This window comes from Clostridium sp. DSM 17811, from assembly GCF_018861905.1.
Lineage (GTDB): Bacteria > Bacillota > Clostridia > Clostridiales > Clostridiaceae > Clostridium_AD > Clostridium_AD frigoriphilum.
Genome location: NZ_JAHLDU010000003.1, coordinates 191,068 through 205,118, shown reverse-complemented (window position 1 = coordinate 205,118; position 14,051 = coordinate 191,068). Strand labels below are relative to the sequence as shown.

At 29.5% G+C, this 14,051-nt stretch carries 11 protein-coding genes and 1 pseudogene; 2 read left to right on the top strand and 10 right to left on the bottom strand.

Features of this window, described 5'->3' with window-relative positions; translation table 11 throughout:
- Positions 1–39: 39 nt before the first annotated feature.
- The 5 genes from hfq to miaB all read right to left on the bottom strand — a co-directional run bounded on the left by hfq (position 40) and on the right by miaB (position 7,417).
- Positions 40–273, bottom strand: coding sequence for an RNA chaperone Hfq (gene hfq, locus KPL44_RS06320; RefSeq protein WP_216248043.1), 234 nt, complete (start codon positions 271–273; stop codon positions 40–42).
- 50 nt (positions 274–323) lie between these two features.
- The gene (gene miaA / locus KPL44_RS06315) at positions 324–1,256 is read right to left on the bottom strand and encodes a tRNA (adenosine(37)-N6)-dimethylallyltransferase MiaA (RefSeq protein WP_216248042.1); all 933 of its coding nucleotides are present in this window, start codon (positions 1,254–1,256) and stop codon (positions 324–326) included.
- 13 nt (positions 1,257–1,269) lie between these two features.
- Positions 1,270–3,243 (bottom strand): DNA mismatch repair endonuclease MutL, encoded by a 1,974-nt coding sequence (mutL, locus tag KPL44_RS06310; RefSeq protein ID WP_216248041.1) that lies wholly within the window; start codon positions 3,241–3,243, stop codon positions 1,270–1,272.
- 41 nt (positions 3,244–3,284) lie between these two features.
- Positions 3,285–5,978, bottom strand: coding sequence for a DNA mismatch repair protein MutS (gene mutS, locus KPL44_RS06305; protein WP_216248040.1), 2,694 nt, complete (start codon positions 5,976–5,978; stop codon positions 3,285–3,287).
- Positions 5,979–6,091: 113 nt separating this feature from the next.
- A complete protein-coding gene (gene miaB, locus KPL44_RS06300; protein ID WP_216248039.1) occupies positions 6,092–7,417 on the bottom strand; it encodes a tRNA (N6-isopentenyl adenosine(37)-C2)-methylthiotransferase MiaB in 1,326 nt (441 codons plus the stop codon).
- Between the two features lie 292 nt (positions 7,418–7,709).
- Here miaB and KPL44_RS06295 point away from each other — a divergent pair, with 292 nt between their 5' ends.
- Positions 7,710–7,871: a hypothetical protein gene (locus tag KPL44_RS06295; RefSeq protein ID WP_216248038.1), complete on the top strand. Its 162-nt coding sequence runs from the start codon at positions 7,710–7,712 to the stop codon at positions 7,869–7,871.
- A gap of 29 nt (positions 7,872–7,900) precedes the next feature.
- Positions 7,901–9,097 carry a pyridoxal phosphate-dependent aminotransferase gene (locus tag KPL44_RS06290; RefSeq protein ID WP_216248037.1) on the top strand — a complete coding sequence of 399 codons (1,197 nt, stop codon included), beginning with the start codon at positions 7,901–7,903 and terminating at the stop codon, positions 9,095–9,097.
- Positions 9,098–9,126: 29 nt separating this feature from the next.
- On the opposite strand, the gene KPL44_RS06285 is transcribed toward KPL44_RS06290, so the two are convergent.
- From KPL44_RS06285 to KPL44_RS06265, 5 genes and pseudogenes are all read right to left on the bottom strand, one after another.
- Positions 9,127–10,017 carry a GNAT family N-acetyltransferase gene (locus KPL44_RS06285; RefSeq protein WP_216248036.1) on the bottom strand — a complete coding sequence of 297 codons (891 nt, stop codon included), beginning with the start codon at positions 10,015–10,017 and terminating at the stop codon, positions 9,127–9,129.
- A 213-nt stretch (positions 10,018–10,230) separates the two neighbouring features.
- Positions 10,231–11,067: pseudogene (locus tag KPL44_RS06280) on the bottom strand (4-hydroxy-3-methylbut-2-enyl diphosphate reductase); the annotation flags it as partial.
- Between the two features lie 28 nt (positions 11,068–11,095).
- A complete protein-coding gene (gene cmk, locus KPL44_RS06275) occupies positions 11,096–11,749 on the bottom strand; it encodes a (d)CMP kinase (RefSeq protein WP_216248034.1) in 654 nt (217 codons plus the stop codon).
- A gap of 43 nt (positions 11,750–11,792) precedes the next feature.
- Positions 11,793–13,019 (bottom strand): NAD(P)/FAD-dependent oxidoreductase, encoded by a 1,227-nt coding sequence (locus tag KPL44_RS06270; RefSeq protein ID WP_216248033.1) that lies wholly within the window; start codon positions 13,017–13,019, stop codon positions 11,793–11,795.
- Between the two features lie 141 nt (positions 13,020–13,160).
- Entirely contained in the window at positions 13,161–14,039 is an 879-nt protein-coding gene (locus tag KPL44_RS06265; RefSeq protein WP_216120064.1) for a MurR/RpiR family transcriptional regulator, read from the bottom strand.
- Positions 14,040–14,051 lie beyond the last annotated feature (12 nt).

Below are 14,051 nucleotides of genomic sequence, written 5' to 3'. Positions count from 1 at the left end.
TTTACTCTAACCTTAGGCCTTAAATAACATACTATAACTTTAAATTTCTTCACTCCCTAGTAATATTGGATTAAGTGGAGTTATCGTAGAAATAGCATGTTTATATACCATCATTTGTTTCCCGTCGCAGTTTAATACTACAGTGAACGTATCAAAACCAGTTACATTGCCCTTTAATTGAAAACCATTTATCAGATATAAAGTAACTTGTATTTTATTCTTTCTTGCCTCATTTAAAAATATATCTTGCAAATTATCAGTAAATTTGCTCACAAATATTCCTCCACAATTGTATTTTAATTTTATAAAAACAGTTATTAAGACTAATTCAAAAGGGTTAAATTACTCTTTATGTAGTCTACAATCTCATCATCACTACTAAAATCATCTTTATTAATCCAGTTTACCCTTGGATCTTTTCTAAACCAAGTAAGTTGCCTTTTAGCATAATTTCTACTTCCTTGTTTAATCTTCTCTACAGCCTCATTTAAGGATATTTCATCATTTAAGTAATATAATATCTCTTTGTAACCTATACCCTTCATTGACTGCATATCTGCATTGTAGCCCATTTTCTTTAATTTTATAACTTCATCAACTAAATTATTTTTCATCATAATATCTACGCGTAAATTTATCCTATTATATAATTTTTGTCTATCCATATTTAATACAAAATAATGTACATTATAAGGAATATCCAAAATGTCTTGCTCCTTTGCAAACTCACTCATGGGTTTACCACTAACCTTGTATACTTCTAAAGCTCTAATAACTCTTTTCAAATCATTAGGATATAGTTTATTGTATGTCTTTTCATCAATGTCTTTAAGTAAGTTATGGACATATTCTTTCCCATTTTCTTCTGCAAGTTTTGTAAGATACTCTCTATATGATTCATCTTTATTTGTATCAGCAAAACTGAAATTATAAATTAATGAATTTATATAAAACCCAGTTCCACCAACGAGCATTGGGAGTTTATTTTTGTCAGTTATATCGCAAATGGCCTTCTCTGATCTTTCTTTAAAATCGGCTACACTAAAAGCAACACTTGGCTCTATCATATCCAATAAATGATGAGGAATTCCCCTCATCTCCTCAAATGAAATCTTAGCAGATCCAACATCCATATATTTATATATTTGCATTGAATCAGCTGATATAATCTCCCCATTTAGCTCTCGTGCAAGTTTTATAGATATTTCTGTTTTGCCAATACCTGTAGGCCCTGCTAAAATAAATAAATCTTTCATATTTTCACCTTTTCTATTGTATTCTTTTAAACTTTTTTTCTAATTCATTAAGTGTAATTTTTATTATTGTAGGTCTTCCATGTGGACAAGTAAAAGGCTCATCAATGTATCTTAGATCATTAATTAATTTATTCATTTCTAAATCTGATAACAGATTATTAGCCTTTACAGCTGCTTTACATGCAAGCGTTGCTATACGAGTATATTTAATTTGTATTGTTTCACCACTACCCATATTTTTTAAGTTATCTAATATCTCATTAAAAAGATTTTTGATATCTGGTTTTCCGAGTATTATAGGAACTTCCTTTATACTAATTGTATTTTCCCCAAATTCAATAATATTAAAACCAGTATTATTAAACACAACTACATTTTCACTATAATAAGCATAATCATCCACGCTTAGTTCTATTACAGTTGGTACTAATAAAATTTGAGACACCACCTGCGCGTTTTTAATTTCTTTTTTATATTTCTCAAATAATACCTTTTCATGAGCTGCATGTTGATCAATTAGGTAAAGTTCATTATATGCCTCACCAATTATATAAGTTTTATTAAATTGCCCTATAATTCGAAGTTCTGGAAACTTTGAAATTCTAGAAACTTCGTTTGATGTTGTTATTTCACCCGTTTCCTGATTAATATTACCACTTTCTTTGACATTTTCACTTGTGCTTTGCACTTCACTTGCAAATTCACTGCCTGAATTACTTGTAACTTTTGGCAGGCTTGAATGTGCATAAGAAGATTCCATAAAACTATCTGCTTCATTTTCATTGTTTTGCCTTTTATATTTAAAGTCTATTGGAATTTGAACACTCTTTTCCAGTTCTTCTTTGACTTTTTCATCTATAATTATTCTATTAAAATCATAAACATCTTTTTTTATGGTGTTTTTTTCAACTTCTTTTGCACTATTATTTTCATTCTCATTTCTTTTTTCATTATTATCATTATTTTTATTATCATCTTCTGTAACGTCAAAATTCCCTCTTAGGCTATCACCAATTGCTGTATGAACTGCATCAAAAACAAACTTAAATATTGCTTTATCTTCCTGAAATTTAATTTCAGTTTTTTGCGGATGAACATTTATATCTATATACTCCGGGAAAATATCTAAGAATATAACAAAGAACGGGAATTTATTAATAGTCAAAAAAGATTTAAAAGCATTTTCCACCGCAGCGGTAATTAAACCACTTTTAATATACCTTTTGTTAACAAAAATACTTTGCCTGTTACGGCTTCCACGACTTATCAAAGCATTACCAATATACCCATGTACAGACATTACGTCATTATACTTTTCAAAACTGGTAATATTATCTGCAACCTCTTTGCCATATATGTATCTAATGGTGTCACGAGGCTGTGTAGAACTAAAAGTAGAAAATACCTTTTTATCATTATTTGACAATTTAAAAGAAATTTCATTATTAGCCAGGGCTAGTCTTCCTAAAATATCCGATATTAAAGCAGATTCTCTTTGTGGTGATTTTAGAAATTTTTGTCTTGCTGGTACATTAAAAAACAAATCCTTAACTTCAATTGTTGTCCCAACATTACATCCAACTTCTTTAATGTATAGTACATCACTTGATGACTGAGATATTTCCATGCCAAATGGAGACTCTTTTGTTCTACTATTTAACAACGTCCTAGATACTGAAGCTATACTGGGTAATGCCTCTCCCCTAAACCCTAATGAATGTATTTTATATATGTCTTCAACATATTTTATTTTACTAGTAGCATGAGGTAAAAAAGCTTTTTCTATATCATCCACATGAATACCTGAGCCATCATCAATTACCTTTATATTTTTTTGACCACCTTCTAATATTTCTATGGTAATATTTTTAGCACCTGCATCTATGCTATTTTCAACTAATTCCTTTACTACAGATGATGGCCTTTCCACAACCTCACCTGCAGCAATTTTATTGGAAGTTTCAACTTCTAATATATTAATTCTCATAATAAATCACATCCTTTGCTACTCTTATAATAACTCAGACATCATGATAACAACTTTGCCCTATTAACTAATTCATATAACTTATTAAAACCATCCATAGGTGTTAGATTAAGAATATTTATATTTTTTATTTCTTTTAATATATTATCCTTTTCTATATCTGTAAAGCTTATTTGAGTGACCTCGTCTTTCACTATATCAGCTTCATAAGTTACAGCTGATTCCTTCTCCACAATGTTTTCCTCATTAACTTTGCCGCTTGACTTAATAGATTTATCCATTTTTTCAGGTTTCTTGTTAATAAAGTTAATTTCCGTGCTAGCATTGTTTTTTTCTAGTGAATTTAAGATCTCGTTCGCCCTATTTATTACATCTTCTGGTAACCCTGCAAGTTTAGCTACCTCAATACCATAGGACTCATCAGCTCCTCCAGGTACAATTTTCCTTAAAAATACAATTTCATTTTCAATTTTTTTCACGGCTACAGAATAATTTTTAACACCCTTAATTATTCCTTCTAGCTTTGTTAACTCGTGATAATGCGTTGCAAATAAAGTTTTACTCCTTAAATTAGTGTTTTTACAAATGTACTCAATTACTGACCAAGCTATACTTAGACCATCATAAGTACTTGTACCTCTGCCTACCTCATCAAGTAAAACTAAGCTTTTATTGGTTGCATTTTTTAATATATTTGATACTTCCCACATTTCTACCATAAAAGTACTTTTGCCTGCTGCAAGATCGTCAGATGCTCCTATTCTTGTAAAGATTTTATCACAGATTGATATGTCTGCTGACGCACAAGGAACAAAACTTCCCATTTGAGCCATAATAGTTATTAAGGCTACTTGACGCATATATGTGGATTTACCTGCCATATTAGGCCCCGTTATTAATAGTAATTGGTTATCCTTTTCATCCATATATGTATCATTTTCAATAAAAGTATTCGTAGGCATCATTTTCTCAACTACTGGGTGCCTTCCTCCTATTATGTTTAAAATACCCTTTTTATTTATCTTAGGCCTGGTATAATTGTTTTCTAGAGCGATTGTTGCAAGTGAACTTAGACAATCTATTTCTGATATTAGCTTCGCTGTGTTTTTCATTCTTTCTATATGTTTTTCAATTTCTTCTCGTATACCTGTAAATATCTCATATTCTATATTTACTAGCTTATCTTGTGCACCAAGAATCTTATCTTCCATTTCCTTAAGTTCAGGAGTAATATATCTTTCTGCATTAGATAAAGTTTGTTTTCTTATATATCTACCTTCTGGAATAGATGGAATATTTAATTTAGTTACTTCAATATAATAACCAAACACTCTGTTGTACCCAACTTTTAGTGATTTTATTCCAGTTATTCTTTTTTCATCGCTTTCTAAGGTAGCAATCCATTCCTTACCATGAGCCTTAGCACGCCTTAACTCATCTATTTCACTATTAAAACCTTCCTTAATAATATTTCCTTCTTTAATGGAAATAGCTGGACTATTTATAATAGACTTTTCTAATACGTTATGTATATCTTGCAAATCATCCAATTCTAAATATATCTTATTTATTAATTTACTATTTAACACTGATATAATTGATTTTACTTTTGGTATTTTTTCTATAGAGTTTTTTAGAGAAATCAGTTCTTTGGCATTGACGTTTTTCGAAGAAATTTTCCCAACTAACCTTTCTATATCATATATATCAACAAGTACATCTTTTAAATCTTCATGGGTCGTTGTATTATTTTTAATTTCTTCTACAGCCTCTAATCTTTCATCTATCATCTTTTTGTTTATTAAAGGTTGATCTAACCACTTACGTAGTCTTCTAGCTCCCATCGCAGTATTAGTTCTATCTAGCACCCATAATAAAGAACCTTTCTTAGTTTTATCTCTTAAAGTTTCTGTTAGCTCTAAGTTTCTCCTAGAGTTTGCATCTAAACTTACATAATCTAAAATATCATAGTATTCGATAGTATCTATATGAGAAAGCGATTTTTTTTGTGTATCTATAATATAACTAAGTAGCCCTGAAATGCTACTTAGTAAAGTTTGCGAGAAAGTTTTCTCACTATAATTATGAAATTGATTTTTTATTATGTTATCATTTTTAATACTGAAAAAGTCATTAGGGTATGCAGAATAAGACACGTTAAATCTTTCTTTTATAACCTTTAGTATTTCATCCTCTATATCTTCTGAGACAATAATTTCTTTTGGTGTAAACTTTGAAATTTCATCTAATATGGTGACAATGTTAAGTTTCGTCTCAGTACAAGTAAATTCACCTGTTGATACATCACAAAAACATAAACCACAAAAATTAGTCTCTTTATTAATGTATATGCTCATAATATAATTATTTTTAGCTTCTTCTAAAAACCCAGAATCAGTGTAAGTTCCTGGAGTGATTATTTTAATTACTTCTCTTTTAACGATTCCCTTAGCTAATGCAGGATCTTCTACTTGTTCACATATAGCAACCTTATATCCTTTTGCAATTAGCCTTCCTACATATATATTTGCTGCATGATGGGGTATTCCGCACATAGGTGCTCTTTTTTCAAGCCCACAATCACGCCCTGTAAGCACAAGCTCTAGTTCTTTTGCTACAAGCTGTGCATCATCAAAAAACATTTCATAAAAATCACCTAATCTAAAAAATAAAATGCAATCCTTACATGTTTCTTTTACTTCAAAATATTGTATCATCATTGGAGTTAATGCCATTGCCATTCCCCTTTGCTTTTCTCTGTAATTATATAAATTGCCTTAAACACATAAATTGAATCTTTATAAATAATCACAGATATTAAATTAGTTACTATAATTTATTTGTTAGTTTATATTTCTTCACCAAAAAGTGAAAAAGAATGTGAATCTGTTATTAACACTGATACGAGATCGCCGGCAACATTGCCATTTCCCTCGAAGTTCACTACTTTCCCGTTTCTAGTTCTACCAGTCAATTTACTTTCATCTTTTTTACTATAACCCTCGACCAGTACCTCTACAATTTTCCCTACGCATGCTTTGTTTTTTTCTGCACAATTTCTATTAACAACTTCTACTAATCTATTAAACCTCTCATGCTTAACGTCCTCTGGTACTTGATCTAGCATTTCATCTGCTGGTGTTCCCTTTCTTTTAGAGTAAAGGTAAGTAAACGCTAAATTAAATTTAACCTCTTCCATTAAACTTAGAGTCTGTGCAAAATCTTCCTCGGTTTCTCCTGGAAATCCAACTATTATATCTGTAGTTATTCCTACATTAGGGATTGTATTTCTAATGTTTTTTACTAACTCCAAATATTGCTCTCTATCATAATGTCTATTCATTTTTTTTAGAAGATTAGATGAACCTGATTGTACTGGTAAATGAACATGTTCACAAATCTTATCACTCTCGGCAATAACTTCTATTACTTCATTAGATAAATCCTTTGGGTGAGACGTCATAAATCTTAATCTCTCCAAATTTTCAATTTTGTTAATTTTACGAAGTAACTGAGCGAAATTTATTTCTGGAGTTAATCCCTTCCCATAAGAATTAACGTTTTGACCAAGTAAGGTTATTTCTTTATACCCTTGTCCAACCATAACTGTTATTTCATTAATGATATCTTCCGGATTTCGACTACGTTCGCGTCCTCTTACATAAGGTACTATGCAATAAGTACAAAAATTGTTGCAACCATACATAATTGTAACAAAACCTTTTAAAGTATTTTCCCTTTCTATTGGAATTCCTTCTATAATGCTTTCTTCCTTGTCCCAAATTTCAACAATAGATGATTCTCCGCTCTGTATTCTTTTTAAATACTCTGGAAATTTATATGCATTATGAGTCCCAATAATAATATCTACAAATGGGAATTTAGTAATTATATGTTTTGCCATACCATCTTGCTGCATCATACATCCAATAACCGCAATTACAAGCTTTGGATTCTCTTTTTTCATTGTTTTTAAAGCCCCAATATTTCCATCAACCTTTTGTTCTGCGTTCTCTCTAACACAACAAGTATTAAATATAATTATATCAGCAGATCCCTTATCCAATGTTTTTTTATACCCCACTGGTATTAGCATACCGGATAATTTTTCTGAATCTTCCTCGTTCATTTGACAGCCCCATGTTTCTATATAGTATTTAATTGTTTCATTCATTAGTTCATTCTCCTTTATAAAAAAATATCACTATCTATCATTATATATAATTTATAAACTTTTTTAAAGTCATTTTTACTAATTGGATATAATTAATCATAAATTTATTTTGGTTTAAATATATGAATAAATCAGAATAGAATATTAATTGATAATTATGTGTTATAATATATCAAATAATATACGTGTTATTGTGTTTTTTTAATTATGTAAATGTCTCTATTACTTGTTTTTTTCTTTTCTTAATAAATTTCAGCTTTTAGGATAACCTACCTAAAAGGAGTGATTTAATATGTATGATGCAAAAAAGAATGAAAACATTAAGGATAGACATATGCAGTTTAATTGTATAGGAGATAGAAGTTATTTTTGTATGTGTAATCACAACAACAATATGATAAATATAAAAGTATCCTCTTCTCCTGTCGAAATCATTGTAAAAGAGTTTAGTTAGTTTTTTAATTTGGGATGGGGGGAAATATTATGAATTTATCTAATAGACTGGAATCAATGCAATTTTCAACAATTCGTAAACTAGCACCTTTTGCGGAAGATGCAAAAAAAAGAGGAGTCAGTGTATATCATCTTAACATAGGTCAACCTGATATACACACTCCTTCTACATTTATGGAAGGAATCAATAACTTCACAGACAAAGTACTTAAGTATGAAAATTCCCAAGGAATGGATCCATTAATTGAAAGTTTTGTAAAGTATTATCTTGAGTGGAATATAAAACTCTCTAAAAGTGAAATACTAGTAACTAATGGAGGATCTGAAGCCATCCTTTTTGCTTTTATGGCTATTTGTGACCCTGGTGACGAAATTATAATTCCTGAACCATTTTATACAAATTACAATGGGCTTGCCGATTTAGCTTCAGTTAAAGTCATTCCATTTATCACCAAAGCTGAAGATGGTTTTCATTTACCTAGCAAAGAGGAGATTACAAGCAAGATTACAAAGAAAACTAGAGCAATAATGGTATCAAATCCTGGAAATCCTACAGGAGTAGTATATACTCAGGCCGAAATACGAATGCTTGCAGATATTGTTAAAGAAAATGATATATTTTTAATATCTGATGAAGTATATAGAGAATTTGTTTATGATGATTTAAAATATACTTCTGCTTTATACATGAAAGATATCGAAGATAAAGTAATATTGATTGATAGTATCTCTAAGCGTTACAGTGCCTGTGGTGCTAGAATTGGCTTAGTTGCATCAAAACACAAATATCTTATGGCTCAGATGCTTAAATTAGGTCAATCTAGATTATGCGTGCCGGTTATAGAGCAAGTAGCTGCTGCAAACCTAATTAACACTCCTAAATCATATTTTACAGAGGTAAAAAAAGAATATGAAGAAAGAAGAAATATTTTGTACAAATACTTATTAAAAATACCAGGTGTCGTTTGTGAAAAACCAACTGGAGCATTTTATATAGTGGCCAAGCTTCCTATAAAAAGTGCTGAAGATTTTGCTAAATGGTTATTAACAGATTTTAATTATAATAATAAGACTGTTATGGTTGCACCTGCGCAAGGTTTCTATGCAACGAAGGGACTTGGAGTAAACGAAATTAGATTATCATATTGTTTAAATACTACCGCATTAAAAGATGCTATGGAAATTCTGGGTATAGCAATCAAGAAATATGTTGAATTAAATAAATAATTAAGAATATAAAAGTGGATAGATGTACATCATCTATCCACTTTTATATTCTTAAGTTTTAGTTTTTGCCATGTATAAAATTCTTTTTTAACACTAAACCCTAGAGATCTATATAAGTTAAATGCAACAATATTATCTGCATCAACACGAAGTGATACTTTGGAAAAATTGTTATCCATAGCTATATTTAGCAAATACTCCAAAAGCACTTTTCCATATCCTACATTTCTATTTTTACCTATTATACCAAAATTTACTATTATTGCTGATTTCTCTTCAACTATAATCTGACCATAACCAATAGGTTCATTATTGTATTTAATGAATATTGCGCCTTTGTCAAAATAATATTCTTGTTCCTCATCATAATATATATCTTCTATGTCTATTGGAATTCTGTCATCATTTTTAAATATTTCATTTTGTAATAAGCAACGTAATTTTTCATCTTTATTTCTTTTTACTATAGAAAAAGTAATTTCACTGGTCACAAAGGTATTAAAATGTTCAGAGCACTGTTTTTCTAGTTCTCTAAATCCTTTAGTCCTTTTAAATCCTAGCTCACTTAAAATATCAATATTTACTTTGTTATCTTCGCATTCATAAGTTAGTAGACTATTGTTTATAACTGATCCAATTAAATTTTTATAAAAATAAATCAAATTACCCTTTTCTATTACATTCATTGAGTTTATGCAGCTATGATATTTATTTTGCTTCTCAAACCATATATATCCTATATAATTATTGTCTTCCATTAATAGATTTACATTCTTTCTCATAAATAATTTTTGAATAATATTACTGCTATCATACAGAGCAAAAAAATCTTTATTTGATAAACTAAAGTTAGTATTAAATTTATTGATTTCACGAAAATCATCAATGTTTTTTAAAGTTAGACCTATTGACTTATACATTTAGCTTTACTCCATTAATTTTTATTTTTTAATAAGTTTCTATTTTTGTCTCCCTACATTAGTACTATTAAATTATATTATTATTTTTAATTTAGTATTCTGTAATTTCTAAAAATAGATGCACAATTTCTAAGACCTTTATGAATAACTTATTTCGGGCTACAAATCGTAAAGAAACGTGTATACATAATTTTATGCTACACGTTTCTTCTAATTCATTTTTGAGATAGCTTCTTTAATAATCCAATCCGGTGTTGATGCCCCTGCTGTTACCCCTATTTTCTTAACATTTTCATCCTTTATAAATTCATCTGATATATCTAATATGTTTTCTACATGAATTGTATTTTCACAATTTTGTTTACATATTTCATAAAGCTTTGTAGTATTTGAACTATTAAATCCACCAATAACAACCATAGCATCAACATTCTTTGAAAGTTCTTCTGCAGATTTTTGGCGCACTTCTGTTGCACTACAAATAGTATTAAATGCAACTATTTCCTTACTAACCTTTATAATTTTAGTTAATACATGTTCCCAAGTAGCTTGCCTTTCGGTTGTTTGAGCTACCACGCATACTTTATTTGCGGTAGTCCCAATATCAATACCGCTTTTAAGTATTACTGCGCAGTCGTTACACCATCCATTAATTCCAATAACTTCGGGATGATTTTTATCTCCTACAATAATTATATGATATCCTAAATCATAATATTTTTTTACCTTTTTATGAATATTTTCTACATATGGACATGTCGCATCTACTATATTAAGATTAGTTTTCCTTAAAATATTTAATGTTTCTTCAGATACACCATGGGATCTTATAATAATTGTGTCATTATCTTCCAAACTTGTAATGTCTTCAAGTTCTATTGGATATATTAAATTTTCTTTTAAAAAGTTTACAACATCATTATTATGTATAAGTGGTCCAAGTGTATATATTTTTTTATTATATTTCCCCTTTATTTCTAAAGCCTTGTCCACTGCCCGTTTAACTCCAAAACAAAAACCAGCTGAATCTGCAAGTGTTATTTCTTTCATTTTTTCACCTCAATAGATAAAGTATTTTTTAAATATTTGAATTAATATAAGATACTATTACGTTTATTACTCCATCAATGTCTAAATCTGAAGAATCTATTTCTACAGCATCTGACGCTTTTGTAAGTGGATTAACCTCTCTATGGGTATCAATAAAATCTCTTTTAATAATATCATTTAAAATAGTATTGTAATCAACTTCTATACCTTTTGACATTAATTCCTCATATCTTCTTTTTGCTCTTTCTTCACTACTAGCAGTTAAATAAAATTTAAAAGGAGCCTCTTTTAATACAACGGTACCTATATCGCGTCCATCCATAATAACATTAAACTTTTTTGCTATGTCCTTTTGTAACTTAACAAGAATTTCTCTAATTTCAGGAACAGCTGCATACTTTGAGACATTGTTACTTATATTTGGCATATTTATCATATTTGTTAAATCTTCATTATTAACATATAAACGATCCTCTACAAAATGCATTTCCAAAGATCCCACTAATTTAACTAAATCGTGAACATTATTTTCTGATATATTTGCATCCATAGCTTTCAATGTAACAGCCCTATACATTGCACCTGTGTTAATATACATTAGATTGAATTTCTTACCTATCATTTTGGCTATTGTACTTTTCCCTGCACCTGCAGGTCCATCTATAGCAATAGAAATTTCCATTATAATTCACCCTCCATCAATCAAAACACTCTTTTAAGTATAATTAGTCTACCCCTACACTATTTCCAGCTAAAAATCCTGTAGATAATGCTATTTGAAGATTATAACCTCCTGTATATGCATCCACATCTATCATTTCGCCTGCAAAATAAAGATTATCTATTAGTTTTGATTTCATAGTAGAAGCATCTATTTGCAAAGTGTCTACCCCTCCACTAGTTATAATTGCTTCATCAATTGGGCGAAGCCTCTTAATAGTGAGCGGTAAATTTTGAAGTAAATTAACTAAAACTTTTCTTTCCTCTTTAGTAACAGAATTCACCTTTTTATCTTCATCAATATTAGACAATTGAATAATTGTATTAATAAGTTTACTAGGGAGTAAATCAGTTAATGAATTTTTAAAATCTTTATTTGCGTACTTTAAGAAATCGCTTTGAATTCGTTTATCAAGTTGAATTTCGCTCAATGCTGGTTTTAGATTAATAAAAGCTTTTAATTTTTCTCCTTCTTTTACATAACAACTTCCACTTAGGACAATGGGTCCTGAAATTCCATAATGAGTAAAAATCATTTCTCCGAACTCTTTATATATGCTCTTATTCTTACTATTTGTAATATTAAGTTCTACGTTTTTTAGAGAAAGTCCTTGTAAATCCTTAATCCAATCCTCCTCAAGCTCGATTGGTACAAGTGATGCTTTAGGTTTAATTATATTATGTCCTAAAACCTTGGCATAAGTTAATCCTTCACCTGATGAACCAGTTTGTGGGTATGATAACCCACCAGTACATAATATAATATAATCTCCATATACATTATTTCCAGAAGCAAGTTCAACACCAATAACTTTCTGATTATCTCGAACTATTCTTTTCACTTTTGAATTTAATAACACTTCAACCTTTTTATTCTTTAATTCAATATCAAAAGCTTTTATAATATCTGAAGATTTATCTGACTCAGGAAATACTCTATCCCCTCTTTCAACTTTAAGGTTAACTCCTTGCTCTTTGAAAAAGTTCATAGTATCTTCATTAGTAAAGGAATATAAAGAACTATATAAAAAGTTAGGATTACATGGTATATTTTCAAAAAAGTCACCAATATCCTTAGCATTTGTAATATTGCATCTACCCTTACCTGTTATATAAAGTTTTCTTCCTAATCTTTCATTTTTTTCAATGAGAACCACCTCATGTTTTGATGAAGCCGTAACAGCCGCCATCATGCCTGCTGGTCCTCCTCCAATAATAATTACTTTTGCCACACAATCACTCCCTTATAATATTTACATTTAAAATTTATTATAATACAATTAAACTCATTTTCTGTATATGTAAAACACAACCTCAAAAGAGAATCCCAATGAAAGGATTCTCTTCAAACCGTTTGATTAAGAATTTATCTTTCATTCCCTATCCTTATCTTTAAAGGAATAAACTTGATATTCTTCCCATATGTCCTCTAAAGTAGAAAATGTTCTTGAAATTTTTTCTTTTTCTCGTAAGCCCACAGCAATAATTAATGCATTTATTACACTAAGTGGTGCTACTAAAGAATCAACAAATGATGCCATATTACTTTGAGCTATTAATGTGTAATCTGCTCTAGTAGCTAATGGAGATAATAAACTATCTGTAATTGCTACAACATTTGCATTCTTACTTTTAGCAAAAGCTAATGCTTCAATTGTTCTTGTTGTATACCTAGGAAACCCTATTCCAATAACTATGTCTTGTTCATTAACATAAAGCATCTGCTCAAATATATCACTAACACCATAAGCAACTACTTTAACATTATCTAAAATAAGATTTAAGTGAAATGCTAAAAATTCTGCAAGTGCTGCCGAACTTCTAAGTCCAATTATGTATATTTTTCTAGCTTCAAATAGTGAATTAACTATATCCTCAAAAGTTTTATGATTAATTTTTTCAAGTGTAGCGCGAATATTTTCCATATCAGCTTTTAATACACCTTTTAATGCATTTTCCTGAGTAATAAAATCATTTGATAATTCAATTCTTTGCACAGTAGTTAATTTGTTTTTAATTAATTCTTGAAGAGCTTTCTGTAGTTTAGGATAACCACTAAACCCTAATTCATTAGCAAATCTTACAACAGTAGATTCACTTACTCCTACACTAGTTCCCAATTTAGCTGCTGTCATAAATGCTGCTTTATCATAGTGTTTTAGAATATATTCTGCTATTAATTTCTGTCCTTTACTTAAACGTGGAAATTTAATTTGAATAGTCCTCATCAAATCTTGTTTGCTATCTACCATAATCAACTCAAT

Bases quoted from the DNA above. Each gene is read 5' to 3' on its own strand.
- miaA (WP_216248042.1), bottom strand. From the start codon at position 1,256: ATGAAAGATTTATTTATTTTAGCAGGGCCTACAGGTATTGGCAAAACA.
- mutL (WP_216248041.1), bottom strand. From the start codon at position 3,243: ATGAGAATTAATATATTAGAAGTTGAAACTTCCAATAAAATTGCTGCA.
- mutS (WP_216248040.1), bottom strand. From the start codon at position 5,978: ATGGCATTAACTCCAATGATGATACAATATTTTGAAGTAAAAGAAACA.
- miaB (WP_216248039.1), bottom strand. From the start codon at position 7,417: ATGAATGAAACAATTAAATACTATATAGAAACATGGGGCTGTCAAATG.
- KPL44_RS06295 (WP_216248038.1), top strand. From the start codon at position 7,710: ATGTATGATGCAAAAAAGAATGAAAACATTAAGGATAGACATATGCAG.
- KPL44_RS06290 (WP_216248037.1), top strand. From the start codon at position 7,901: ATGAATTTATCTAATAGACTGGAATCAATGCAATTTTCAACAATTCGT.
- KPL44_RS06285 (WP_216248036.1), bottom strand. From the start codon at position 10,017: ATGTATAAGTCAATAGGTCTAACTTTAAAAAACATTGATGATTTTCGT.
- cmk (WP_216248034.1), bottom strand. From the start codon at position 11,749: ATGGAAATTTCTATTGCTATAGATGGACCTGCAGGTGCAGGGAAAAGT.
- KPL44_RS06265 (WP_216120064.1), bottom strand. From the start codon at position 14,039: ATGGTAGATAGCAAACAAGATTTGATGAGGACTATTCAAATTAAATTT.